This is a genomic window from Pseudomonas sp. TREG-RG-20F-10-E-6-01, from assembly GCF_022662455.1.
Classification (GTDB): domain Bacteria; phylum Pseudomonadota; class Gammaproteobacteria; order Pseudomonadales; family Pseudomonadaceae; genus Aquipseudomonas.
Genome location: NZ_JAKNQP010000001.1, coordinates 1,177,774 through 1,202,001, shown reverse-complemented (window position 1 = coordinate 1,202,001; position 24,228 = coordinate 1,177,774). Strand labels below are relative to the sequence as shown.

Annotated in this window: 27 protein-coding genes and 4 tRNA genes; 21 read left to right on the top strand and 10 right to left on the bottom strand. The window is 60.1% G+C overall.

Annotated features, from left to right (window positions below; all coding sequences use genetic code 11):
- Nucleotides 1-10: 10 nt before the first annotated feature.
- From ileS to ispH, 4 genes are all read left to right on the top strand, one after another.
- Nucleotides 11-2,842, top strand: a complete 2,832-nt coding sequence (gene ileS, locus L8K08_RS05680) for an isoleucine--tRNA ligase (protein WP_242194809.1) — start codon at nt 11-13, stop codon at nt 2,840-2,842.
- Nucleotides 2,835-3,344 (top strand): signal peptidase II, encoded by a 510-nt coding sequence (gene lspA, locus L8K08_RS05675; RefSeq protein WP_106578588.1) that lies wholly within the window; start codon nt 2,835-2,837, stop codon nt 3,342-3,344. The genes ileS and lspA overlap by 8 nt, the downstream gene beginning before the upstream one ends.
- A gap of 7 nt (nt 3,345-3,351) precedes the next feature.
- Nucleotides 3,352-3,789 carry an FKBP-type peptidyl-prolyl cis-trans isomerase gene (gene fkpB / locus L8K08_RS05670; protein ID WP_010213263.1) on the top strand — a complete coding sequence of 146 codons (438 nt, stop codon included), beginning with the start codon at nt 3,352-3,354 and terminating at the stop codon, nt 3,787-3,789.
- A gap of 184 nt (nt 3,790-3,973) precedes the next feature.
- Nucleotides 3,974-4,921 carry a 4-hydroxy-3-methylbut-2-enyl diphosphate reductase gene (gene ispH / locus L8K08_RS05665; protein WP_083360219.1) on the top strand — a complete coding sequence of 316 codons (948 nt, stop codon included), beginning with the start codon at nt 3,974-3,976 and terminating at the stop codon, nt 4,919-4,921.
- On the opposite strand, the gene L8K08_RS05660 is transcribed toward ispH, so the two are convergent.
- Nucleotides 4,875-5,456, bottom strand: a complete 582-nt coding sequence (locus L8K08_RS05660) for a GspH/FimT family pseudopilin (protein ID WP_242194806.1) — start codon at nt 5,454-5,456, stop codon at nt 4,875-4,877. The genes ispH and L8K08_RS05660 overlap by 47 nt on opposite strands.
- Nucleotides 5,457-5,662: 206 nt before the next feature.
- On the opposite strand from L8K08_RS05660, the gene pilV reads away from it, so the two are divergent.
- The 5 genes from pilV to thiO all read left to right on the top strand — a co-directional run bounded on the left by pilV (nt 5,663) and on the right by thiO (nt 8,975).
- Entirely contained in the window at nt 5,663-6,148 is a 486-nt protein-coding gene (gene pilV / locus L8K08_RS05655) for a type IV pilus modification protein PilV (protein ID WP_242194803.1), read from the top strand.
- On the top strand, nt 6,145-6,852 hold the full coding sequence (locus L8K08_RS05650; RefSeq protein WP_242194801.1) for a prepilin-type N-terminal cleavage/methylation domain-containing protein: 708 nt from the start codon (nt 6,145-6,147) through the stop codon (nt 6,850-6,852). The genes pilV and L8K08_RS05650 overlap by 4 nt, the downstream gene beginning before the upstream one ends.
- Nucleotides 6,853-6,859: 7 nt before the next feature.
- Nucleotides 6,860-7,390, top strand: a complete 531-nt coding sequence (locus L8K08_RS05645; RefSeq protein WP_242194798.1) for a PilX N-terminal domain-containing pilus assembly protein — start codon at nt 6,860-6,862, stop codon at nt 7,388-7,390.
- An 11-nt stretch (nt 7,391-7,401) separates the two neighbouring features.
- Nucleotides 7,402-7,803 (top strand): type IV pilin protein, encoded by a 402-nt coding sequence (locus tag L8K08_RS05640; protein WP_242194796.1) that lies wholly within the window; start codon nt 7,402-7,404, stop codon nt 7,801-7,803.
- 62 nt (nt 7,804-7,865) lie between these two features.
- Nucleotides 7,866-8,975 carry a glycine oxidase ThiO gene (gene thiO / locus L8K08_RS05635; protein WP_242194794.1) on the top strand — a complete coding sequence of 370 codons (1,110 nt, stop codon included), beginning with the start codon at nt 7,866-7,868 and terminating at the stop codon, nt 8,973-8,975.
- Here thiO and L8K08_RS05630 read toward each other — a convergent pair.
- Together L8K08_RS05630 and L8K08_RS05625 are read right to left on the bottom strand one after the other, a co-directional pair.
- Nucleotides 8,962-9,195: a PP0621 family protein gene (locus L8K08_RS05630; RefSeq protein WP_092240641.1), complete on the bottom strand. Its 234-nt coding sequence runs from the start codon at nt 9,193-9,195 to the stop codon at nt 8,962-8,964. The two genes, thiO and L8K08_RS05630, sit on opposite strands and share 14 nt — an antisense overlap.
- Nucleotides 9,196-9,320: 125 nt before the next feature.
- Complete coding sequence (locus L8K08_RS05625; RefSeq protein WP_106578596.1) at nt 9,321-10,346, bottom strand: outer membrane protein assembly factor BamD; 1,026 nt, start codon at nt 10,344-10,346, stop codon at nt 9,321-9,323.
- 149 nt (nt 10,347-10,495) lie between these two features.
- On the opposite strand from L8K08_RS05625, the gene rluD reads away from it, so the two are divergent.
- The 9 genes from rluD to L8K08_RS05580 all read left to right on the top strand — a co-directional run bounded on the left by rluD (nt 10,496) and on the right by L8K08_RS05580 (nt 17,452).
- Nucleotides 10,496-11,458: a 23S rRNA pseudouridine(1911/1915/1917) synthase RluD gene (gene rluD, locus L8K08_RS05620; RefSeq protein WP_005784662.1), complete on the top strand. Its 963-nt coding sequence runs from the start codon at nt 10,496-10,498 to the stop codon at nt 11,456-11,458.
- Nucleotides 11,455-12,180: a peptidoglycan editing factor PgeF gene (gene pgeF, locus L8K08_RS05615; protein WP_242194793.1), complete on the top strand. Its 726-nt coding sequence runs from the start codon at nt 11,455-11,457 to the stop codon at nt 12,178-12,180. Before rluD ends, pgeF begins: the two co-directional genes overlap by 4 nt.
- A gap of 170 nt (nt 12,181-12,350) precedes the next feature.
- Nucleotides 12,351-14,915, top strand: a complete 2,565-nt coding sequence (clpB, locus tag L8K08_RS05610) for an ATP-dependent chaperone ClpB (protein ID WP_242194788.1) — start codon at nt 12,351-12,353, stop codon at nt 14,913-14,915.
- 302 nt (nt 14,916-15,217) lie between these two features.
- A tRNA-Asn gene (locus L8K08_RS05605) sits at nt 15,218-15,293 on the top strand.
- A gap of 10 nt (nt 15,294-15,303) precedes the next feature.
- A tRNA-Pro gene (locus L8K08_RS05600) sits at nt 15,304-15,380 on the top strand.
- A gap of 5 nt (nt 15,381-15,385) precedes the next feature.
- Nucleotides 15,386-15,461 (top strand) — tRNA-Lys (locus tag L8K08_RS05595).
- A gap of 94 nt (nt 15,462-15,555) precedes the next feature.
- Nucleotides 15,556-15,632 (top strand) — tRNA-Pro (locus tag L8K08_RS05590).
- A gap of 166 nt (nt 15,633-15,798) precedes the next feature.
- Complete coding sequence (locus L8K08_RS05585; RefSeq protein ID WP_242195074.1) at nt 15,799-16,533, top strand: cysteine hydrolase family protein; 735 nt, start codon at nt 15,799-15,801, stop codon at nt 16,531-16,533.
- A 31-nt stretch (nt 16,534-16,564) separates the two neighbouring features.
- Nucleotides 16,565-17,452 carry a LysR family transcriptional regulator gene (locus tag L8K08_RS05580; protein ID WP_242194784.1) on the top strand — a complete coding sequence of 296 codons (888 nt, stop codon included), beginning with the start codon at nt 16,565-16,567 and terminating at the stop codon, nt 17,450-17,452.
- A gap of 59 nt (nt 17,453-17,511) precedes the next feature.
- Here the strand turns inward: L8K08_RS05580 and L8K08_RS05575 are convergent, their stop codons facing one another.
- The 3 genes from L8K08_RS05575 to L8K08_RS05565 form a co-directional block, all read right to left on the bottom strand.
- Complete coding sequence (locus tag L8K08_RS05575; RefSeq protein ID WP_145165303.1) at nt 17,512-18,810, bottom strand: NAD(P)/FAD-dependent oxidoreductase; 1,299 nt, start codon at nt 18,808-18,810, stop codon at nt 17,512-17,514.
- Between the two features lie 60 nt (nt 18,811-18,870).
- The gene (locus tag L8K08_RS05570) at nt 18,871-19,044 is read right to left on the bottom strand and encodes a DUF3094 family protein (RefSeq protein ID WP_064450648.1); all 174 of its coding nucleotides are present in this window, start codon (nt 19,042-19,044) and stop codon (nt 18,871-18,873) included.
- 89 nt (nt 19,045-19,133) lie between these two features.
- The gene (locus L8K08_RS05565) at nt 19,134-19,763 is read right to left on the bottom strand and encodes a DUF1780 domain-containing protein (RefSeq protein WP_145165302.1); all 630 of its coding nucleotides are present in this window, start codon (nt 19,761-19,763) and stop codon (nt 19,134-19,136) included.
- A gap of 100 nt (nt 19,764-19,863) precedes the next feature.
- On the opposite strand from L8K08_RS05565, the gene L8K08_RS05560 reads away from it, so the two are divergent.
- From L8K08_RS05560 to L8K08_RS05550, 3 genes are all read left to right on the top strand, one after another.
- Entirely contained in the window at nt 19,864-20,331 is a 468-nt protein-coding gene (locus tag L8K08_RS05560) for an FAD/FMN-containing dehydrogenase (protein ID WP_242194782.1), read from the top strand.
- Nucleotides 20,328-21,017, top strand: a complete 690-nt coding sequence (locus L8K08_RS05555; protein WP_242194780.1) for an energy-coupling factor ABC transporter permease — start codon at nt 20,328-20,330, stop codon at nt 21,015-21,017. Before L8K08_RS05560 ends, L8K08_RS05555 begins: the two co-directional genes overlap by 4 nt.
- 66 nt (nt 21,018-21,083) lie before the next feature.
- Nucleotides 21,084-21,299, top strand: coding sequence for a hypothetical protein (locus tag L8K08_RS05550; protein ID WP_003171680.1), 216 nt, complete (start codon nt 21,084-21,086; stop codon nt 21,297-21,299).
- On the opposite strand, the gene yacG is transcribed toward L8K08_RS05550, so the two are convergent.
- The 4 genes from yacG to L8K08_RS05530 are packed head-to-tail and all read right to left on the bottom strand — an operon-like array spanning nt 21,296 to nt 24,184.
- Nucleotides 21,296-21,496 (bottom strand): DNA gyrase inhibitor YacG, encoded by a 201-nt coding sequence (gene yacG, locus L8K08_RS05545; RefSeq protein WP_106578604.1) that lies wholly within the window; start codon nt 21,494-21,496, stop codon nt 21,296-21,298. The genes L8K08_RS05550 and yacG overlap by 4 nt on opposite strands.
- Nucleotides 21,493-22,116: a dephospho-CoA kinase gene (gene coaE / locus L8K08_RS05540; protein ID WP_242194777.1), complete on the bottom strand. Its 624-nt coding sequence runs from the start codon at nt 22,114-22,116 to the stop codon at nt 21,493-21,495. The genes yacG and coaE overlap by 4 nt, the downstream gene beginning before the upstream one ends.
- On the bottom strand, nt 22,113-22,979 hold the full coding sequence (locus L8K08_RS05535; RefSeq protein ID WP_277933502.1) for an A24 family peptidase: 867 nt from the start codon (nt 22,977-22,979) through the stop codon (nt 22,113-22,115). Before L8K08_RS05535 ends, coaE begins: the two co-directional genes overlap by 4 nt.
- Nucleotides 22,976-24,184 (bottom strand): type II secretion system F family protein, encoded by a 1,209-nt coding sequence (locus tag L8K08_RS05530; protein WP_242194775.1) that lies wholly within the window; start codon nt 24,182-24,184, stop codon nt 22,976-22,978. The genes L8K08_RS05535 and L8K08_RS05530 overlap by 4 nt, the downstream gene beginning before the upstream one ends.
- Nucleotides 24,185-24,228: the final 44 nt, after the last annotated feature.

The following is a 24,228-nucleotide window of genomic DNA, read 5'->3' as shown; positions in this document are numbered from 1 at the left end:
AGAGCCTTAAATGACCGACTATAAAGCCACGCTAAACCTTCCGGACACCGCCTTCCCAATGAAGGCCGGCCTGCCACAGCGCGAACCGCAGATTCTGCAGCGCTGGGACAGTATTGGCCTGTACGGAAAGTTGCGCGAAATTGGCAAGGATCGTCCGAAATTCGTCCTGCACGACGGCCCTCCTTATGCCAACGGCACGATTCACATCGGTCATGCGCTGAACAAAATTCTCAAGGACATGATCCTGCGCTCTAAAACCCTGTCGGGTTTCGACGCACCTTATGTTCCGGGCTGGGACTGCCATGGCCTGCCAATCGAGCACAAAGTCGAAGTGACTTACGGCAAGAACCTGGGCGCGGATAAAACCCGCGAACTGTGCCGTGCCTACGCCACCGAACAGATCGAAGGGCAGAAGTCCGAATTCATCCGCCTGGGCGTGTTGGGCGAGTGGGACAACCCGTACAAAACCATGAACTTCAAGAACGAGGCCGGGGAAATCCGTGCCTTGGCTGAAATCGTCAAGGGCGGTTTCGTGTTCAAGGGCCTCAAGCCCGTGAACTGGTGCTTCGACTGCGGTTCGGCCCTGGCCGAGGCGGAAGTCGAGTACGAAGACAAGAAGTCCTCGACCATCGACGTGGCCTTCCCGATCGCCGACGACGCCAAGCTGGCTGAGGCCTTTGGCCTGGCAAGCCTGAGCAAACCGGCTGCCATCGTGATCTGGACCACCACCCCGTGGACCATCCCGGCCAACCAGGCGCTCAACGTGCACCCGGAATTCACCTACGCCCTAGTGGACGTCGGTGATCGCCTGCTGGTGCTCGCTGAAGAAATGGTCGAAGCCTGCCTGACGCGTTACGAGCTGCAAGGTTCGGTGATCGCCACGACGACCGGTACCGCGCTGGAACTGATCAACTTCCGTCACCCGTTCTATGACCGCCTGTCGCCGGTGTACCTGGCTGACTACGTTGAGCTGGGTTCGGGCACGGGTGTGGTTCACTCCGCACCGGCCTACGGCGTTGACGACTTTGTGACCTGCAAAGCTTACGGCATGGTCAACGACGACATCCTCAACCCGGTGCAGAGCAATGGCGTGTACGCGCCGTCGCTGGAGTTCTTCGGCGGCCAGTTCATCTTCAAGGCTAACGAGCCAATCATCGATAAGCTGCGTGAAGTCGGTTCGCTGCTGCACACCGAAACCATCAAGCACAGCTACATGCACTGCTGGCGCCACAAGACCCCGTTGATCTACCGCGCCACCGCGCAGTGGTTTATCGGCATGGACAAAGAGCCGACCAGCGGCGACACCCTGCGAGTGCGCTCGCTCAAAGCCATCGAAGACACCAAGTTCGTCCCGGCCTGGGGCCAGGCGCGCCTGCACTCGATGATCGCCAACCGCCCGGATTGGTGCATCTCCCGTCAGCGTAACTGGGGCGTGCCAATCCCGTTCTTCCTCAACAAGGAAAGCGGCGAGCTGCACCCACGTACCGTCGAACTGATGGAAGAAGTCGCCCTGCGTGTTGAGCAGGAAGGCATCGAAGCCTGGTTCAAGCTGGACGCCGCCGAGCTGCTGGGCGACGAAGCGCCGCTGTACGACAAGATCAGCGACACCCTCGACGTGTGGTTCGACTCCGGCACCACTCACTGGCACGTGCTGCGCGGTTCGCACCCGATGGGCCACGAGACCGGCCCGCGTGCCGACCTGTACCTGGAAGGTTCGGACCAACACCGCGGCTGGTTCCACTCCTCCTTGTTGACCGGCTGCGCCATCGACAACCACGCGCCATACCGCGAACTGCTGACCCACGGTTTTACCGTCGACGAGACGGGCCGCAAGATGTCCAAGTCGCTGAAAAACGTGATCGAGCCGAAGAAGATCAATGAAACCCTGGGCGCCGACATCATGCGTCTGTGGGTAGCGTCGACCGATTATTCGGGCGAAATCGCCGTGTCGGACCAGATCCTGGCCCGTAGCGCTGATGCCTACCGCCGTATCCGTAATACCGCACGCTTCCTGCTGTCGAACCTGACCGGTTTCAACCCGGCCACCGACCTGCTGCCGGCCGAGGACATGCTCGCCCTCGACCGTTGGGCAGTGGACCGTACCCTGTTGCTGCAGCGCGAGTTGCAGGAACACTACGGCGAATACCGCTTCTGGAACGTGTACTCAAAGATCCACAACTTCTGCGTGCAGGAGCTGGGTGGTTTCTACCTCGACATCATCAAGGACCGCCAGTACACCACCGGCGCCAACAGCAAGGCACGCCGTTCGGCGCAGACCGCGCTGTACCACATCTCTGAAGCGCTGGTGCGCTGGATCGCGCCGATCCTGGCCTTCACCGCCGACGAGCTGTGGGAATACCTGCCGGGCGAGCGTAACGAATCGGTGATGCTCAACACTTGGTACGAAGGCCTGACCGAACTGCCGGCCGACTTCGAACTGGGCCGCGAATACTGGGAAGGCGTAATGGCCGTCAAAGTGGCGGTGAACAAGGAGCTGGAAGTGCAGCGTGCGGCCAAGGCCGTCGGTGGCAACCTGCAAGCCGAAGTCACTCTGTTTGCCGAGGAAGGCCTGAGCGCCGACCTGGCCAAGCTGAGCAACGAACTGCGCTTCGTGCTGATCACCTCGACTGCCAGCCTGGCACCGTTTGCTCAGGCACCCGCGGACGCGGTAGCCACCGAAGTGCCGGGCCTCAAGCTTCAAGTGGTCAAGTCGGCCTTCCCTAAGTGCGCCCGTTGCTGGCACTGCCGTGAAGACGTTGGCGTGAACCCTGAGCATCCGGAAATCTGCGGTCGTTGCGTCGACAACATCAGCGGTGCTGGCGAGGTTCGCCACTATGCCTAACACCAGCCGTTTCGGACGTCTGGGCTGGCTCGTACTGAGCGTGCTGGTGCTGGTCATTGACCAGCTCAGCAAGGCTCACTTCGAAGGCGCCTTGCAGATGTACCAGCAGATCGTGGTCATCCCTGACTACTTCAGCTGGACCCTGGCCTACAACACCGGCGCTGCCTTCAGCTTCCTCGCTGACAGCTCCGGCTGGCAGCGCTGGCTGTTCGCGTTGATCGCGGTCGTGGTCAGTGCAGTCCTGGTGGTCTGGCTTAAGCGCCTGGGTCGCGATGATACCTGGCTGGCTATCGCCCTGGCCCTGGTGCTGGGCGGTGCGCTGGGCAACCTGTACGACCGCATTGCCCTGGGCCATGTGATCGACTTTATCCTGGTGCATTGGCAGAACCGCTGGTACTTCCCGGCGTTCAACTTTGCCGACAGCGCCATCACCGTCGGTGCAATCATGCTGGCGTTGGACATGTTCAAAAGCAAGAAAACCGGAGAGACCGTCAATGACTGATCAGGTATTGGCTGAGCAACGCATCGGCCAGAACACGGAAGTCACTTTGCATTTCGCACTGCGCCTGGAGAACGGCGACACGGTCGACAGCACGTTCGACAAAGCCCCGGCGACCTTCAAGGTCGGCGACGGCAACCTGCTGCCGGGTTTTGAAGCGGCGCTGTTCGGTTTCAAGGCCGGCGACAAGCGTACCCTGCAGATCCTGCCGGAAAACGCCTTTGGCCAGCCCAACCCGCAAAACGTGCAGATCATCCCGCGTTCGCAGTTCCAGGACATGGACCTGTCGGAAGGCCTGTTGGTGATCTTTAATGATGCGGCGAATACCGAGCTGCCTGGTGTGGTGAAAACCTTCGATGACGCGCAAGTGACCATCGACTTCAACCACCCGTTGGCCGGTAAAACCTTGACGTTTGACGTTGAAATCATCGACGTTAAAGCGCTCTGATCAACGACGCTGGCTCCTGTGGGGGCTGGTTTATGTGGGAGCTGGCTTGCCTGCGATAGCATCACCTCGGTGTACCTGATACACCCAGTCGTCTGCATCGCGGGCAACCCCGGCGCCCACAGGGGCTCACTCCTATAGAGTTGAGTTGATCCAATTTCTTGCCCTGCAAGACACGAGGCACAGCATGCAAATCAAACTCGCCAACCCCCGTGGCTTCTGCGCCGGTGTGGACCGGGCGATCGAAATCGTCAATCGCGCCCTGGAAGTCTTCGGGCCGCCGATTTACGTGCGTCATGAAGTCGTCCACAACAAATTTGTGGTCGAAGACCTGCGCGCCCGCGGTGCCATCTTCGTCGAAGAGCTCGATCAGGTGCCGGACGACGTTATCGTCATCTTCAGCGCGCACGGTGTTTCCCAGGCCGTGCGTACCGAGGCTGCCGGCCGCGGCCTCAAGGTATTCGACGCCACCTGCCCCCTGGTGACCAAGGTGCACATCGAAGTCGCGCGCTACAGCCGTGACGGCCGTGAATGCATCCTGATCGGCCATGCCGGCCACCCGGAAGTCGAAGGCACCATGGGCCAGTACGACGCCAGCAATGGCGGTGCCATTTACCTGGTGGAAGACGAAAAAGACGTTGCCAACTTGCAGGTGCAAAACCCCGAGCGGCTGGCCTTTGTCACGCAGACCACCTTGTCGATGGACGATACCAGCCGTGTAATCGATGCCTTGCGCACGCGATTCCCGGCCATTGGTGGCCCGCGCAAAGACGACATCTGCTATGCCACACAAAACCGTCAAGACGCGGTCAAGCAATTGGCCGATGAGTGCGATGTCGTGCTGGTGGTCGGCAGCCCCAACAGCTCCAACTCCAACCGCTTACGCGAACTGGCCGAGCGCATGGCCACGCCGGCCTACCTGATCGACGGCGCTGAAGACATGCAGCGCAGCTGGTTCGACGGTGTCGAGCGTATCGGCATTACGGCGGGCGCGTCGGCGCCGGAAGTGCTGGTGCGCGGTGTGATCCAGCAACTGCAGGCATGGGGTGCCACCGGTGCCGATGAATTGGCTGGCCGTGAAGAGAACATCACGTTCTCCATGCCCAAGGAGCTGCGGGTTCGCTCGCTGCTCTGAGTGCCAAGGTGCCGGAGTCATTCCGGCATAACGCCTGCTCGGTGGTGTCACTGCGCAGGCTGATGCGCCCGCTGGGGGCAAGTACCACCTGAAACAGGCTTTGTGGCTGATCCGCGTTGCACACGTGCACAGTGCCTGCACGGAACCCTCCCGCTGAAAAAATCGGCTCGCCCAATCCGCTGAAGCGTACCTCGCTCTTCACGGGCCCATTGCCAACGATCGGTACCTGCCCGCTGTCCTGGCGTTCCAGCAGCACCGGATTGTTCTCGTCCAAGTGGCCGCGTCCGCTTTCATCCAGTATCACTCGCCATCCCTGGCTCCAGTTTTCATCCAGCGCGTGAATGATTACCGCACGATTGCGCGCAATGGCCTCGGTGCGGGCATAGCGCATGCCGCTGGCCAAAGCCTGCGCAGCTGTTTGTCGTTGCTGTGACTCGAGCAAGCCTTTGAAACCGGGTACTGCGAGATTTGCCAGGATGCCGCTCAGCAACAGGCTCAGCAGAAGCTCGACCAGGGTGAATCCGCGTTGCTTCATGTGTCGTCCCTCCATGGACGGGTTCACTGTTTCAGGTGACAGGCATAGGTATAGCCGCCAGTTCCTGGCGTGGAGTGATGGCCTTTATGTCCAAAGTATTTCCCTTTGTTCCGGCAGCAGCGCCAGCCGAAAACCGACGCTAGTCTTGGGCCGCACAGCAGGTTTTTCCTGCTTTTCTCCGGCCTTCGACAGGGATGACGACGGTGATGCTTGTTTGCCCGAACCTAAAATTTGCCTGCGTCTTACCCCGCCACCAATCCGGCATGACGCTGATCGAGGTGCTGGTGGCCGTGCTGATTCTTGCGGTCGGGTTGCTGGGCGCGGCGGTGATCCAGCTCAACGCACTCAAATACACCGACAGCTCAAGGATGATCAGCCAGGCCAGTTTCATTGCCTACGACATGCTGGACCGGGTTCGCGCCAACTCGAGCGTCGACTATTCATGGAGCCGAACCGAAGGCGCGCCGCTCGGTACGGCCAGCGCCAGCGTGCGTGACCTGGACCTGCACGACTTCGAAGCAAATATCGTCGGGTTTGCCGGAGCGAGTGCAAAAGGCTCCGTCGTGGTCAGTGGCAGCGAGGTTACCGTCAGTATCAGTTGGGACGACGCGAGGGGCGCGAACCGCAGTGGCGCACGGGAGACCTTCACCCTCGCCAGTCGCATTGCCAGCGAGCCTGGGGTGGCGCAATGAATCGCTTTGCACGGGGATTCAGCCTGGTGGAGCTGTTGCTGGCGCTGTCTGTCGGGTTGGTGCTGATCCTCGGGGTCGGCCAAGTCGTCATCAGCGTTCGAGCCACCCACGCCAGCCAGCAGGCAGCCATGTTGCTGCAGGATGATGCGCGGTTTGTGCTGGGCAAGATGATTCAGGACATTCGCCAGGCGGGTGTGTTTGGCTGCCTGGCGACGGCCTCTATCGATAATGCGCCGGCGGCCTTTGATCGACCGGTCGGCTGGAGCACCTCGGGCAGCTCGAGGTCACTGACATTAGTCACCGCGGATGCAAGTGGAGAGGGTGGCAGGCCCGACTGGACGGTGCTTTCCGACTGCATGACCACGGCCCAGGCCTATGCGGGCAACTCGCCGACGCCCGCGCCTGGCCAGAGCCGGTTTGCGATACGCCAGCTCACCTACACCTTTGAAGCGGGCCAGCTGAAAGTCAGTACACCGGCTGCGCCGGCCAAGGCGGTTCTGGTGGATAACGTACAGGCGTTCGACCTCAGTTTCGGTGTGGCAGCCAAGCCCGGCTCGGCTCGCGTTGCGCGCTATGAACCCGCCCCGGCCGACGAATCACTGATACGCAGCGTGCGTATCCGAATGACGCTGCGAGACCCGACGGGGCGCGTCCGGGATCAGGCCTACAGTGTCGTGGCAGCGCTGCGCAACCGGTTGGAGTAGAGCCATCATGCGCAACTTTGACGGCTTCCATCCACGGCAGACGGGCATGGTCCTCTTGATCAGCCTGGTGTTTTTGCTGGTGTTGTCACTGACTGGCCTGGCCTCGATGCAAGGGGCCGTGTCCCAGCAAAGGATTGCCAGCGGCGTCTGGCATCGCAATCAATCATTTCAAAGTGCCGAAAGCGGCCTGAGGTTGGGGGAATCAATGGTCCGTCGCGCGGGGGCGGTGTTGCCGTTATGCCAGTCGATAAGCGCCTGCGCACCGCCACCGGAGTCGTTTTCTGTGGTTGGCACCGGGCAGCGTTCTGTTTCAGCGGTCAGTTGGGTTGCCTTCAAGGGCGGCCTGTACGGCATTCAAGCGTTGGGGCAGGGCACAGGGCTGGCGGGTTTACCTCTGTACACATCTGCCAGGTTATACCGCGTGACGGCGGTGGGCTTCAGCGGCCAATCGCGCACCGTTCTGGAGACGGTCTATGCGCAGGTCAACGAAGCAGCAGGGGCGAGATTTCGTCGGATTTTATGGCGGCAACTTCAATAAGGAGCGTATCAATGGGCAAGGATTGCCAGGGTTTTACCTTGATCGAGTTATTGATCGCTGTCGCGATCATTGCGTTTCTGGCCGGGATCGCTTACCCGGCGTATACCGGGCATGTAAAAAAGGCCTATCGCGCAGAAATCGTTGCGTTGTTGTCCGAGCAAGTCCATTACCTGGAGCGCTTTTACACGCGCAACGGCACTTTTATTGATGCAAGCGGCGTCAGTGCGGGCAATGAACGCTATAGAATCGGCGCTGCATTGAACCCTCAGGACTTCACCCTGGTTGCCACGCCTGCCGTCGGCTCAGTCATGGCAGGCGACCCTTGCGCTGAATTCAGCCTGAGCAGCTCCGGCGTGCGCAGCAACCCGGGCGCGGCACCTGGAATGTCGCGCAAGGCGTGCTGGGGGCAATGATGAGAGTGCTGGATGAGTGGGCGCCCGGTGCGCTTTTCCCTTTTTATCGGCTGGATCAAATGATGGCTAAGCAACAGCAAGTGGTGATTGTCGGTGGCGGAGTAATCGGGTTGTTGACGGCGTACAACCTGGCCACCCAAGGGCAGGCCGTCATACTGCTGGAGCGCTCCGGGCTTGGCCAGGAGTCCTCCTGGGCCGGCGGGGGGATCGTGTCGCCGCTGTACCCGTGGCGCTATAGCCCGGCGGTCACCGCGCTGGCGCATTGGTCCCAGGATTTTTATCCGCAATTGGCCGAACGTCTGTTCGCGGCCACGGGTGTTGATCCAGAGGTTCATACCACGGGCCTTTACTGGCTGGACCTGGAAGACGAGGCCCAGGCGTTGGCCTGGGCTGCCCGCGAGGGACGGCCGCTGAGCAAAGTGGATGTGTCGGCTGCGCACGATGCCGTGCCGGTACTGGGCGGCGGGTATTCCCAGGCGATTTACATGGCGGACGTGGCCAATGTGCGCAACCCGCGCCTGGTCAAATCCCTCAAGGCGGCGCTGTTGGCGCTGCCTGGTGTGACCCTTCATGAGCAGTGCGAAGTACAGGGTTTTGTACTTGAAGGCGAAGACGTAGTGGGCGTGAATACCGCTGCGGGACCGATTCTTGGCGACCAGATAGTGTTGGCTGCGGGTGCCTGGAGCGGTGAGTTGCTTGGCAAGTTGGGCTTGGCGCTGCCGGTGGAGCCGGTCAAAGGCCAAATGATTTTGTACAAATGCGCCTCGGATTTCCTCTCGAGCATGGTCCTGGCCAAGGGGCGTTATGCGATCCCACGGCGTGATGGGCACATTCTGATCGGCAGTACGCTTGAACACGAAGGGTTCGACAAGACCCCGACCGACTCGGCGCTGGAAAGCCTCAAGGCTTCGGCTGTGGAGTTGATTCCTGCCTTGGCGGACGCCGAGGTCGTGGGACATTGGGCCGGTTTGCGGCCCGGCTCACCGGAAGGTATCCCTTATATCGGTGAAGTCCCGGGCTTCAAAGGGTTGTGGCTCAATTGCGGGCATTACCGCAATGGCTTGGTGCTTGCGCCGGCATCCTGCCAGTTGTTTGCCGACTTGTTGCTGGGGCATACGCCGATCATTGACCCGGCGCCTTATGCGCCCGCAGGTCGAATCAACGCTGGATAGACTTCGGCCCCTGTTCCAGGTGTGCCTGAGTGCAATACCACTCCTGGCGTGAACTCAGCGCGCGATCCTGCGGCAAGTGCACGCCGCAGTGGGCGCAGCGCACCATCAGGGCTGCGTCAGGCTCGCTGGCGCGTTGCTGCCGGGCGGCCGGGCTTTTGAATTTGCGCCAGAACCATACCGCGGCAGCAATGACGGCAATCCAGAACAGTAGACGAAGCATGATGGGCAGTTTCTCGACAAGGAATGCGCCAGTTTAGCCAAGGTCGTGGCAGGCGCACAGCGCAATAACGCCGGGCAATAAAAAAGGAGCCTCGAAAGGCTCCTTCTTGATGACGCTGAGTGCAATCAGTCGAATACGCCGAACGTCATGTAGCTGAACCACGAACGATCTTCGTTGTTGCCAAGGGCCTGCGGCTCTTGCTCTTCGATCACATCGCCATTCTCGTCATGCGGCTTGAGCTCCGACGGAATTGCTTCCTTGGCGTCCTGGAACTGTTTGATCACGTCCTGGTTGGCGCGGGTTTCGCCCGGCGGCAAGGGTGGACGGGAACTGATCAGGCCCAGGGTGTACTTGCTCAGCCACGAACGGTTGTCTGTTTCGGCAACCCGAGGCACAAACTGGCCGTCTTTCAAGCTTGGCGAGTCTGGGTAGTTGAGCTTCAGGGTTTCCAGGCTGGTGGCTGCCAATGCATCCAGGTGCAACGCCTGGTAAGCCTCGGTCATCACCGCCAGGCCGTCACCCACGGAAGGGGTTTCCTGGAAGTTCTCCACTACATAGCGCCCACGGTTGGCGGCAGCCACGTATGCCTGACGGGTCAGATAGTAGTCAGCCACGTGAATCTCGTAGGAAGCCAGCAGGTTGCGCAGGTAGATCATGCGCTGCTTGGCGTCCGGCGCGTAGCGGCTGTTGGGGTAGCGGCTGGTCAGCTGGGCGAACTCGTTGTAGGAGTCGCGGGCAGCGCCGGGGTCACGCTTGGTCATGTCCAGCGGCAGGAAGCGCGCCAGCAGGCCCACGTCCTGGTCGAACGAGGTCAGGCCCTTCATGTAGTAGGCGTAGTCCACGTTCGGGTGCTGCGGGTGCAGGCGGATAAAACGCTCGGCGGCGGACTTGGCAGCTTCCGGCTCGGCGTTCTTGTAGTTGGCGTAGATCAGCTCGAGCTGTGCCTGGTCGGCGTAGCGCCCGAACGGATAGCGTGACTCCAGGGCCTTCAGCTTGGCTGTGGCACTGGTGTAGCTATTATTGTCCAAGTCTTTTTGAGCTAATTGATACAGCTCGACTTCGCTCAGGTTTTCGTCGACGACTTCCTTTGTTGACGAGCAAGCAGCAGTCATGGCGAGGATGGCGATCAGCAGCAGGTGTTTCACTTGCATGGCGGCTTGCGTCCCTATGACGGCCGCTGTCTTGGGCGGGGCCGTCCTGTTATGATGAGCGCCCCGTTGAAAGCCTCGGGGCAAAAGACGCCGTATTTAACCACAAGCGCGCAGCCGAAACCAAAGGCTGTGCCACGCCTAGTCTGAGCATGTCCGATAAAATTGAACTTCGCGCAGAGGTGCCGTCCGAATTGGGCGGCCAACGCCTCGATCAAGTCGCCGCACAATTATTCGCTGAGCACTCGCGCTCGCGCCTTTCCGCCTGGATCAAAGACGGCCGCCTGACTGTGGATGGAGCGGTTATCCGCCCGCGAGACATAGTCCATGGCGGTGCGATTCTTGAGCTGACTGCCGAGCAGGAAGCCCAGGGAGAATGGGTCGCCCAGGACATCGAGCTGGACATCGTCTATGAAGACGACGACATCCTGGTCATCAATAAACCCGCAGGCCTGGTGGTTCACCCGGCCGCCGGGCACGCTGATGGCACCTTGCTCAATGCCTTGCTGCACCACGTGCCGGACATCATCAATGTACCGCGCTGCGGCATCGTGCACCGCCTGGACAAGGACACCACCGGCTTGATGGTGGTGGCCAAGACCATCCAGGCCCAGACGCAACTGGTCACACAGTTGCAGAGCCGTAGCGTCAGCCGCATCTACGAGTGCATCGTGATCGGCGTGGTGGTGGCGGGTGGCAAGATCAACGCCCCTATCGGCCGCCACGGCCAGCAGCGTCAGCGTATGGCGGTGATGGAAGGCGGCAAGCAGGCCGTCAGCCACTACCGTGTGCTGGAGCGTTTCCGGTCCCACACTCACGTGCGGGTCAAGCTGGAAACCGGCCGTACGCACCAGATCCGCGTGCACATGGCGCACATTAACTTCCCGTTGGTCGGAGATCCGGCCTACGGCGGTCGCTTCCGTATTCCGCCGGCGGCGAGTCAGACCATGGTTGAATCGCTGAAATCCTTCCCGCGTCAGGCACTGCATGCACGTTTCCTGGAGCTGGATCATCCGACGAGCGGTAAGCGAATGAGCTGGGAATCGCCTCTTCCAGACGATCTGGTCTGGTTGTTGTCGCTGCTCAAGCAGGATCGCGAGGCGTTTATCGGATGAATGACTGGCTGATTCCTGACTGGCCTGCGCCGGCTCAGGTTAAAGCCTGCGTCACCACCCGTGCGGGCGGCGTCAGTCTGGCGCCGTTCGACAGCCTCAACCTGGGCGATCATGTTGAGGACAGCCTTGAAGCCGTCCTTGAGAATCGCCGTCGTCTGACCGATACCTTTGATATTCAGCCCGCGTGGCTGCGCCAAGTTCACGGGGTAACCGTGGTCGAGGCTGACCCCTCGCGCATCGCCGAAGCCGATGGCAGCTGGACCAGCACGCCTGGTATCGCCTGCACATCCATGACTGCCGATTGCCTGCCCGCGTTGTTCTGCAACCGCGCCGGTACTCGCGTGGCGGCAGCCCATGCCGGTTGGCGTGGGCTGGCAGCGGGTGTGCTCGAAGCGGCTTTCGAAAGCCTGGGCTGCGAACCTGCCGATGTATTGGTCTGGCTGGGACCTGCCATTGGCCCGCAAGCCTTTGAAGTCGGCCCGGAGGTGCGTGAAGCCTTCATGCAGCAGCTGCCGACGACCGCCGAAGCCTTCGTGCCAAGCCACAATCCCGGCAAGTACATGGCCGACATCTACCAGTTGGCGCGCCTGCGGCTCGCCGCACGTGGAATCACCGCTGTCTATGGTGGCGGTTATTGCACCGTGACTGACCCGCGCTTTTTTTCTTACCGTAGCAGCCCTCGCACGGGTCGATTTGCCTCCCTTATCTGGCTTGAGCGCTAGACTCTCTTGACTTGGGTCAACGCTGATCCACATCCACGATAGCCCGCTTGAATCTTGCAGAATCCACCCCATCTATAGGGGTATCTGGCAGGTTTCTTCATTCAGGATGCGTTTTTCGCGAGCAAGCTCGCTCGCACATAGCTCCGGCCTGCTCAAAAGGAAGGTGACTAATGCGTATTGATCGTTTAACCAGCAAATTGCAGTTAGCTCTATCGGACTCCCAATCCCTGGCGGTCGGCCTCGACCATCCGGCCATTGAGCCTGCGCACTTGATGCAGGCGCTTCTGGAACAGCAAGGTGGTTCTATCAAGCCCTTGCTGATGCAGGTGGGCTTTGACGTCAACAGCCTGCGCAAAGAGTTGAGCAAAGAGCTCGACCAACTGCCAAAAATCCAAAACCCTACCGGCGACGTGAACATGTCGCAGGACCTGGCGCGCCTGCTTAACCAGGCAGATCGCCTGGCTCAGCAAAAAGGTGATCAGTTCATCTCCAGCGAACTGGTGCTGCTCGCCGCGATGGACGACAACAGCAAGCTTGGCAAATTGCTGCTGGGCCAGGGCGTGAGCAAAAAGGCCTTGGAAAACGCCATCAACAACCTGCGTGGCGGCGAGGCGGTGAATGACCCCAACCACGAGGAGTCGCGCCAGGCTCTGGACAAATACACGGTCGACCTGACCAAGCGCGCCGAAGAAGGCAAGCTTGACCCGGTGATTGGCCGTGATGACGAAATTCGTCGCACCATCCAAGTGCTGCAACGCCGCACCAAGAACAACCCGGTGCTGATCGGTGAACCTGGCGTGGGTAAAACCGCGATTGCCGAAGGCCTGGCCCAGCGCATCATTAATGGTGAAGTGCCAGACGGTCTTAAAGGCAAGCGTCTGCTGTCTTTGGACATGGGCTCGCTGATCGCCGGCGCCAAGTTCCGTGGCGAGTTCGAAGAGCGCCTGAAATCCCTGCTTAATGAACTGTCGAAGCAGGAGGGGCAGATCATTCTGTTCATCGACGAACTGCACACCATGGTCGGCGCCGGTAAAGGCGAGGGCTCGATGGATGCCGGCAACATGCTCAAGCCCGCACTGGCGCGCGGTGAGCTGCATTGCGTTGGCGCCACCACGCTGAACGAGTATCGCCAGTACATCGAAAAAGACGCGGCCCTTGAGCGTCGTTTCCAGAAAGTGCTGGTGGAAGAACCCAGCGAAGAAGACACCATCGCGATCCTGCGTGGCCTGAAAGAACGCTATGAGGTCCACCACAAGGTGGCGATCACTGACGGCGCGATTATTGCGGCGGCCAAATTGAGCCATCGCTATATCACTGACCGCCAGTTGCCGGACAAGGCCATCGACTTGATCGACGAGGCGGCCAGCCGTATTCGCATGGAGATCGACTCCAAGCCGGAAGTGCTCGACCGTCTGGACCGGCGCCTGATTCAACTGAAGGTTGAGTCCCAGGCCCTGAAGAAAGAAGAAGACGAGGCCGCGAAGAAACGCCTGGAAAAACTCCAGGAAGAAATCGTGCGTCTGGAGCGTGAATATTCAGACCTCGAGGAAATCTGGACCTCGGAAAAAGCCGAGGTCCAGGGTTCTGCGCAGATCCAGCAAAAGATCGAGCAGTCCCGTCAGGAGCTGGAAGCCGCGCGCCGTAAAGGTGACCTGAACCGCATGGCCGAGTTGCAGTACGGGGTGATCCCGGACCTGGAGCGCAGCCTGCAAATGGTCGACCAGCATGGTAAGCCCGAGAACCAATTGCTGCGCAGCAAGGTGACCGAGGAAGAAATCGCCGAAGTCGTTTCGAAGTGGACCGGTATTCCGGTGTCGAAAATGCTCGAAGGCGAGCGCGACAAGTTGCTGAAGATGGAAAGCCTGTTGCACCAGCGCGTCATCGGCCAGGAAGAGGCCGTGGTGGCTGTGTCCAACGCGGTACGGCGTTCCCGGGCCGGCTTGTCCGACCCGAACCGTCCGAGCGGCTCGTTCATGTTCCTCGGCCCGACCGGCGTGGGTAAGACCGAGCTGTGCAAGGCTTTGGCTGAGTTCCTGTTTGATACCGAAGAGGCCATGGTGCGGATCGATATGTCCGAATTCATGGAGAAACACTCGGTGGCTCGCTTGATCGGCGCCCCACCAGGCTACGTGGGCTACGAAGAGGGTGGTTACCTGACCGAAGCCGTGCGTCGCAAGCCTTACTCGGTGATCCTGCTGGACGAGGTCGAGAAGGCCCACCCGGATGTGTTCAACATCTTGCTGCAGGTGCTGGAAGATGGCCGTTTGACGGACAGCCACGGGCGTACCGTGGATTTCCGTAATACGGTGATCGTGATGACCTCCAACCTGGGCTCGGCGCAGATTCAGGAGTTGGTGGGTGATCGCGAGGGCCAGCGCGCGGCGGTAATGGATGCACTGACCACTCATTTCCGTCCGGAATTTATCAACCGGGTCGATGAAGTGGTGATCTTCGAGCCTCTGGCGCGGGATCAGATCGCGGGCATCACCGAGATCCAGTTGGGACGTCTGCGCGGCCGCTTGGCCGAGCGCGAGCTCGACCTGGAGCTGAGCAGCGAGGCGTTGGACAAGCTGATCGCGGTGGGTTACGACCCGGTGTATGGCGCACGGCCACTGAAGCGTGCGATCCAGCGCTGGATCGAGAACCCATTGGCGCAGTTGATCCTATCGGGCAGCTTCATGCCGGGCACCAGCGTCACGGCGACTGTGGAAAACGACGAAATCGTCTTCCACTGAGCCCAGCCTGTATGGCTATAAGAGGAGGCCCCGCATTGCGGGGCCTTTTTTTTCGATAGGGCGTTGAACTGTAAGGCAAAGGCTTGTAAAGTGCGCCCCGCAGCAACGTCAGCCCACGGGTTTCTTCTCCCCAAGAAGAAATCAGAAAGAAGCGCAAATCATTGTCTTAAAAGCAATTTAAAGGGTTGACAGGGGTTTTTAAGATTGTAGAATAGCGCGCCTCAGAGACATGAACGTAGCGATACGGACAAGCCGAAGAGAACGTTTCAACGCAGTAAAGTTACACATTTGAAATATGCAGTTCCGTGATAGCTCAGTCGGTAGAGCAAATGACTGTTAATCATTGGGTCCCAGGTTCGAGTCCTGGTCACGGAGCCAATTTCAAAACCGGGGTATAGCGCAGTCCGGTAGCGCGCCTGCTTTGGGAGCAGGATGTCAGGAGTTCGAATCCCCTTACCCCGACCATTTTTGGGTCGTTAGCTCAGTTGGTAGAGCAGTTGGCTTTTAACCAATTGGTCGTAGGTTCGAATCCCACACGACCCACCATTTTTGAGACCAGTTAACGCTGGAATCAGATCTTAAGATCAGAGGTCAAAAGCCCTGGTCGCAGAAGGCGACTGAAAGGTCGCCTTTTTTTTACCGGGGTATAGCGCAGTCCGGTAGCGCGCCTGCTTTGGGAGCAGGATGTCAGGAGTTCGAATCCCCTTACCCCGACCATATTAAAAATCCTCGTATCGAAAGATACGGGGATTTTTTTTGCCTGTTGTTTGGCCTCACTTGTGCGAATTCCAAACAGATATTGTGCTGATGGGTGCGTTGGTGCACTGGTCGCGGCCTCCTAGACTGGGCCTCGTCCATTCACTCGCCTCAAGGAATCTGCATGATGACCCTCACCCCAGCCGCTCACCCTGTCCGTTCGCTATCTGCCGTACTCAAGTCCACGCTTGTTGGCTTCGGTATGATGGTGGGCCTCGGCCATTACGCTGTCGCCGCCGAAACAGCCACACACCCGCAGCCGACCATTCGCGCGATGTTGGGGGCGAAGCCGACTGACCGTCTTGACCCGAAAACCACCGCGTTGGTGGTCATCGACTTCCAGAATGAATACTTCACCGGCCGCATGCCGATCCCTGACGGCATGAAAGCCCTGGAAAACACTCAGCGTCTGATCAAGTTTGCCGACAAGGAAAACATCCGGGTCATTCACGTGCAGCACATCGCCCCGGACGACGCGGCGGTCTTCGCCAAGAATGGCAAGACCGTCGATTTTCACCCGCTGATGAAGCCACGTGCACAAGACACGCTTGTGCAGAAGACCACGGTCAGCGTGTTTGCCAGCACCGACCTGGATGCGCAATTGAAGAAAGCCGGCGTCAAAACCCTGATTATCAGTGGCCTGATGACTCACGCCTGTGTTGCTGGCGCCGCCCGTGACGCCGCGCCGTTGGGCTACGACGTTGTGGTAGCATCCGATGCCAGTGCCACACGGGCTATTACCCGCGCCGATGGCCGTTCGGTAACCAAGGATGAGTTGCACAACTCGGCACTGGCTGAAATCGAAGACACCTTCGGTTCGGTGCTGACCACCTCGCAAATTATCGCTTTGCCGGTTAACTGATTCCCCTGACCAGCTTGGGATCGCCTGCTTCATGAACCAGTTATCTGCCATGCGCGCCTTTCGGTGCATCGTCGAAGCCAAGGGTTTTTCTGCAGCCGCAGAGCGCCTGGAGACCACGCATTCGACGATATCCCGGCAATTGCAGCAATTGGAGATTGAGCTGGGCGCCCAACTGATCAACCGCAACACGCGACGCTTCAGTCTGACGGGTGCCGGGGAGCAGTACTACGCAGCGTGCGTGGATATCCTTGATCGTCTCGACGCCGCATCCCAGGCCATCGCCCACGGGCATCAACGCCCCGAAGGCCTGCTGAAAGTCAGTGTGCCGCTGGTGGTGGGCACACTGGATCTGCCGCACTGGCTACCGGGTTTTCAACGACGCTATCCGGATATTGAGCTGCAGCTGTGCTGTGATGATCAGTTCGTCGACCTGGTGGCCGACGGGTTTGATGTCGCGATACGCATTGCCAGCGCCCTGGCGGATACGTCATTGATTGCCCGCACGTTGACGATTTCCAGCCAGGTTCTGGTCGCGTCGCCGAGCTACATCGGCCGCCATGGGTTGCCCCGTTCGGCGCAGGAGCTCGACAACCATCACTTGCTGACTTTCATTGGTGCGTCGTCGGATTGGCAACTGAGCGCGGCGCGTGGCGCGGTGGTTACGGTCACCCCATCGGGGCGGTTCAGCACCAACACCATCAGCGCGTTGCACGCGGCCACGTTGGCGGGGGCGGGCATTGCGTGTTTCACCCAGGCCACAGTGCACAGCGACTTGGCGCACGGTCAGCTTGTGCGAATTCTGCCCAATTATTCATTGGGCGAGCGGCACTATTACGCCCTTTATCCACAGTCCCGGCACCTGGCGCCGAAGGTGCGGGCGTTTGTCGACTATATGGCTGAGTTCTACCAGCAGCTCTAGCCCAATAAAAAATCCCCCTATCGTGTGATAGGGGGATTTTTTTGCTGCCGTTCAGTCAATCAGTGCAGCTTGAGCCTCGGCTCGGTGCCGCGCCCGATCTTGCTGCCGAGCATCAGCATGGCCGTGCGGAAGAAACCGTACAACGCCATCTGGTGCATGCGGTACAGCGATACATAGAACATCCGCGCCAGCCAGCCTTCCAGCATCACGCTGCCAGTCAGGTTACCCATCAAGTTACCCACCGCCGAGAAACGTGACAGCGAGATCAGCGAGCCGTAGTCGGTGTACTTGTAGGACGGCAGGTCCTTGCCTTCAATCCGCAGTTTCAGAGACTTGGCCAGCAACGAAGCCTGCTGGTGAGCGGCCTGTGCGCGGGGCGGTACATTGCGGTCGGTGCCTGGTTGCGGGCAGGCGGCGCAGTCGCCGAAGGCGAAGATATTTTCGTCGCGGGTAGTCTGCAGCGTCGGCAACACCTGCAATTGGTTGATGCGGTTGGTTTCCAGGCCGTCGATGTCCTTGAGGAAGCCTGGCGCGCGAATCCCGGCGGCCCACACCTTCAAGCTGGCCGGAATGACCTGGCCGCTGCTGGTGATCAGTGCGTCGGCCGTCACTTCGCTGACCGCCGAATTGGTCAGCACCGTGACCCCGAGTTTCTCCAGGGTTTTATGCACCGGCCCGCCAATTCGTTCCGGCAACGCAGGCAATACCCGCGGGCCGGCTTCGATGAGGGTGATGTGCATGTTTTCCGGTTTGATCTTGTCCAGGCCGTACGCTGCCAGCTCGTGGGCGGCGTTATGCAGCTCGGCGGCCAGCTCAACGCCGGTGGCGCCGGCGCCGACGATGGCGACGCTGATCTGTTCAATGGTATCGGTCTGCCCGGCATGGGCGCGCAGGTAGTGGTTGAGCAACTGCTGGTGGAAACGCTCGGCCTGTTTGCGTGTGTCGAGGAACAGGCAGTGTTGCGCTGCGCCCTCGGTGCCGAAGTCATTGGTGGTGCTGCCGACTGCGATCACCAGGCTGTCATAGCCCAGCACGCGCGCAGGCACCAGTTCGCGGCCTTCTTCGTCAAGGGTGGCGGCCAGCTGAATTTTTTTCTGTTCACGGTCAAGCCCGCTCATGCGCCCCAGCTGAAACTCGAAGTGGTTCCATTTGGCTTGGGCGACGTAGTTGAGTTCGTCTTCCGAAGAGTTCAGCGAGCCGGCAGCCACTTCGTGCAGCAGTGGCTTCCAGATATGGGTCAGGTTGGTGTCCACCAGCGTGATGTTGGCGGTGCCGCGCTTGCCCAGAGTCTTACCCAGGCGGGTAGCCAACTCCAGGCCGCCGGCGCCGCCGCCGACGATAATAATACGATGGGTCATGGGGATATCTCGCAAGGCTAAAAGAAATCGGAGCAGTTACCCTCGCGAGCGCCAGGCAGCTCATAGCGTCAGGTAACTCAAAAGGCGGCTCAGCAGACCGAGCCCGATCACCGCCACCAGCACCACACCAAGGAGCAGCCACGGCCGGAAAGGCTTGCGCTCGACTCGGTTCTGGGAGAGTTGCAGGTACTCTTCGACATGCTGTTGGTCATCGGGGTTCAGGCGGCTGGTCATAAAGGCCTCGTCAGGTAGACGTTGCAAAAGGGCGCCACGTTACAGTCGGGAGATTGGCGGTATCGCCACAAGCGTAGCCTGTGCCCGCGTCACAGGCTGATGCCCACGTCGAATACTATGCTGCGGCCCAAGTTGTTGCGCAAGAAATCCGGGGCATCAGGATGGGCGAACAGCACGCGGGCAAAGGTCGGCCCGACCAGCGACAGCGAGCGCCAACCCTGGCGCAGGTATTCGGTGGGAGGCGGGAAATGGCTGTTGAGGTCCAGCACTTCGCGCTTGAGACTGGCGAAGGCGATGAGGTCCAACTCGCCCAGGTCAATGCCACGTTCTTTGTAGTTATGCGCTTTTTTGCGCAGCGTCGGCGCCAGGCGCAACAGGAACTCATGGGCGGGGATACGCCGCGGCTTGGCTTCGCGCCGGACCAACTGGCTCAGGGAAAATGCGCTGCGTCGGCGCAGCAACTCATCGCGCCATTCGTCGTTCAGGCGCCGGCCTTCATCCAGTACAAAAAACACCTCGAAACTGGCGTCGCGAAACAACACATCCGGCGGTTCTTGACCGGCGGCATGAAACTCCTCGGCCCGGTAGGGCACATTCAAGCCTTGCAGCAGGCGCTGGCAGACCCAACGCTCACGCTCCCATTTGCGGGCATTGGACAGGAACGCATTGGCTTGTTCGGCCGCTACGGTAAGCAGGCGCAAGTAATCTGAGTCATCCATATTTGCAGCTTAGCGTCCAAATGATGACCGCAGGAAGTCTTGCTTTAAACGGCCGGTGTAGACTGGCTACTCGACCCTCATCCGAATCAAGGAGTCTGCGGTGAAGTTTTTCGTGGTGCTGTTGCTGAGCCTTTTACCGTTGTGGGCCCAAGCTGTTGAGGTGGGTGAGCGCGTGGCGCCATGGACCCTGCTCGACCAGTTCGACCAGGCTTACACCCTGGATGACCAGGCGCAGATTCTGCTGGTAGCCCGCAGCATGGACGCCGCCAAGCGGGTAGATGCCGCGCTGCAAGGCCAGCCCAAGGGCTACCTCGAAGCGCGCCACGCGGTGTTCATCGCCGATATCCAGCGCATGCCCCGGCTCATCGCCAAGCTGTTCGCCGTGCCGGCGATGCAGGCCTACAACTACCGGGTCATGCTGGACCGTGATGCGCGTATCGCCCCGCGTTACCCAGGGGCTGTGGATAAAGTGCTGTGGCTGCAACTCGATAGCGGCAAGGTGATTGCTCAGCACGAATACAGCTCCGCCGACGAGCTGCGCCAGGCACTGGAGCAGGTGAAGCCGTGATCAGTGCCGCCGTGCTGGCGCCGCAAACCCTCAGCATCGGCTGGCTGTTGTATGCGCCCGTGGTGATGTGGGCAATCCTGCGCTCGCCATGGGTCGAGCTGTTTGCCGACCGGCGGCGTCAGCATCTGCTGTTTGGTACGGTGTTCGCGCTGTTCATGTTGTGGCTGGTGCGGCGAGATTTCGATACTGGCGTTTCCTACCACTTTATCGGCATGACCGCCGTGACCCTGCTGCTCGACTGGCCTCTGGCAATCGTCGGCGGGTTGGCGGCGCAGTTCGGGTTGGTGCTGCTGGGGCGTCAGGACCTGGCCGCTGTCGGGGTCAATGGCCTGCTGCTGATTGTGTTGCCGGTACTGATCACGGAAGGCTGTGCAGTGCTGGTAGAGCGCGCCCAACCCCGCAATCCCTTTGTGTATATCTTCTGCTCGGGCTTCTTTGCCGCCGCGCTGTCGGCGCTGCTCTGCTTGCTGGCTGCGCTGGGGCTGCTGTGGTTAGACGGCCGTTTCGCGATGCCGGAGTGGCTGGAAGACTTCATCGGCTACCTGTGGCTGATCATCTTCCCAGAAGCTTTTATCAACGGCATGGTCATCAGCGCTCTGGTGGTGTTTTGCCCGGAGTGGCTTGAGACCTTCAACCGTACGCGCTACCTCTCTGCGCCATGGAAGGACGACGATTCGCGGCGTTGACCCAGATCAAATCCCGGCCGGCCACACAGGCCCATGCTCTGCGAAATTTATGAAGGAGCGTGGGGCATGAGTGTGTACGAATGGGCACGGCAGGAGTTGCGCAGAAGTCAGGACGCCGCGCAGGAAATCGGTTTCGACCCAGGCTTGACCTTGCGCGCCATGCTCAGCGCCGTGGTGCAGCAGAGTAAAGGCGTGCGCAGTTTCGAAGACCTGGCCGACGAGCTGCAATACCTTGCAGAGAACCTCGACGACCAGCAGGAATACGCCTTTATGCGGCCTTAGTGCTTAGGCTGAAAGTCTTCGGAGAACAGGTCGTCTTCGGCATCCGGGCTGACCGGAATCTTGTGCTCTTCCGATGCCCAGGCGCCCAGGTCGATGAGTTTGCAACGGTCCGAGCAAAACGGCCGATTGAGGTTGTCTGTTTTCCATTCCACGGGTGCACCGCAGGTTGGGCAGTCGACGGTCATAGGTTGGCTCATGATCGGCCTCCACGCAAAGTAAGGTAAAAGTGGTGCAGTCGCTCGACCTCGCTGTGCAGCCAGGCGAGGTCCTGGTCATTGACCATTACGTCATCGGCATGGTTCAGGCGGTCTTCACGGCTGGACTGGGCCTTCAGAATCGCCTGCACCTGCTGTTCGCTGATGCCGTCGCGCTGCAGGGTACGCTGAATTTGCAGTGATTGCGGCACGTCAATCACCAGGATGCGCTGGGTCATGCTGTACTGGCCGGACTCGATCAGCAGCGGTGACACCAGGATTGCGTAAGGCGACCGCGCGCGCGCCAGATGGCTGCGAATCTCCTCGCCGATCAGCGGGTGCAGCAAGGCTTCCAGCCAGCGGCGTTCTTGCGGGACCTCAAAGATCAGTTTGCGCAACGCGGCGCGGTCCAGTTGGCCGTCGGGTAACAGCACGCCTGCACCGAAGTGCTCGGCGATTTGCGCCAGTGCCGGGCGGCCGGGCTCAACCACCCAGCGAGCGGCATGGTCGGCGTCGACCAGGTCGATGCCCAAATCCATGAAGTGCTGGGCGGCCGCGCTTTTGCCGCTGCCGATGCCGCCGGTGAGGCCAAGAATCCAGGGTGTTGCAACAGAAGTGGTCATTTGAAACCGACAGACTGCAAATAGAAGTCGGTTATTTGACCACCCCAGAGCAATGCAATCCAGCCGGCAATCGCCAGACACGGACCAAACGGCATTGGGGCCGACGCCTGGGGCTTGCGCAAGCGCAGCAGGATCAGCCCGGCAAGCACCCCGAGCAACGAAGACATCAGCAGTGTCATCGGCAGAATCTGCCAGCCACCCCAGGCGCCGAGCAAGGCCAATAACTTGAAGTCGCCATAGCCCATGCCGTCCTTGCCGGTGATCACCTTGAACAGCCAGAACACCGTCCACAGGCTCATGTACCCAATGACCGCACCCCAGAGCGCATCCGGCAGCGTCACCAGCAAGCCAACACTGTTGAGGATCAGCCCCAGCCATAACAGCGGCAGCACCAGAACGTCGGGCAGCAGTTGATGATCCACATCGATCAGGCTCATCGCCAGCAACCCCCAGCTCAGCAGCATCACCGCACCGGCTTGCCAGCCGAAGCCGAAATGCCAGGCCACCGCCGCCGAGACCAGCGCGCCGGCAAGTTCGGTGAACGGGTAGCGGGCACTGATAGGTTCTCGGCAATGGGCACAACGGCCCTTGAGCAGCAGGTAGCTGAGCAGCGGAATATTTTCCCACGCGCGAATCTGATGATTGCACCGGGGGCAGCAGGAATGGGGGCGCATCAGGTTGTAAGTCGGGCCCGCAGGGTCAGCAGGCAAACCGAGCACCTCCTGGGCCTGGGCGCGCCATTCGCGCTCGAGCATTTTCGGCAGGCGCCACACCAGCACATTGAGGAAACTGCCGACAATCAGGCCCAGCACCAGCGCCATCCCGACAACGAGCCACGGTTGTTCATTCAGCAACGGGTTCAAAATGCCGACCCCAGCTGGAAAACTGGCAGGTACATGGCGATCACCAGTGCGCCGACGATGCCGCCCAATACCACCATGATCAGGGGCTCCATCAGGCTGGTGAGGTTATCGACCAGGTTTTGCACATCGGCCTCGTAGTGATTGGCGACTTTTTCCAGCATGCGATCCAGGGTTCCCGACTCTTCCCCGATGGCCGTCATCTGGATTGCCATACTGGGAAACAGGCGGCTGTTGGCCATGGATTGGTGCAACTGCATGCCAGTGGATACATCGTGACGCATATGCTCTATCGCCTGTTTGAACAACCCATTTCCGACCGCCCCCGCCACGCAATCCAGCGCCTGCACCAACGGCACGCCCGCGGCGAAGGTCGTTGAGAGTGTGCGGGCGTAGCGGGCAACCGCGGTTTTTTTCAGCAGTGTGCCTGCCAGGGGCGCGTTCAACAAACCGAGGTCCAGCCAACGACGAAAACCGGTAGATGCCCGATAGACGTGGCGCAGCCCGATAATTGTCGCGGCCAAACCCAGTGCCACCATCCACCAGGCACGCTGCAGGAACTCGGACAAGGCAATGACACTCAGGGTGAAGCCCGGCAGTTTGCCATCGACGCCGGCGAACAGGTTCTGGAACTGCGGCACCACGTGGATCAGCAAGACCGTGCTGACCAGGCCTGCAACCACGATGACGGCGATGGGGTAGGTCATGGCCTTCTTGATGCGCGCCTTGAGCTGCTGGCTTTTCTCCAGATGGATGGCAACGCGCTCCAGCAGCGTTTCCAGGGCGCCGGCGTGCTCGCCGGCGGCAATCAGGTGGCAATACAGGTCATCGAAATAGCGCGGTTGTTTTTTCAGTGCTGCCGCCAGGTTGTTGCCGGCAGCGATTTCCTGTTTCAAGTCCTTTATCAGTTCGCGCATCAGGCGGTTGTCGAAGCCTTCGCCAATAATGTCGAACGCTTGCAACAGCGGTATGCCAGCCTTCAGTAATGTCGCCAGCTGGCGGGTGAACAGGGCAATATCGGCGGGTTTTATCGGCGGGGCGAAGCTTGGCAGGCGTGGGGTTTTCTTGCGGATACGGCCGGGGCAAATCCCTTGTTCGCGCAGTTGTGCTTTGATCAGCGCCAGGTTCTGGCCTGTGGTTTGCCCGCAGACTCTGCGTCCTTTGCGGTTGATGCCTTCCCAGGCGTAGATCGTTGCAGCGTCATTCATGTCACGTTTCCGCACGCAGGTCGTTGAAGATTTATAGCTTAGTC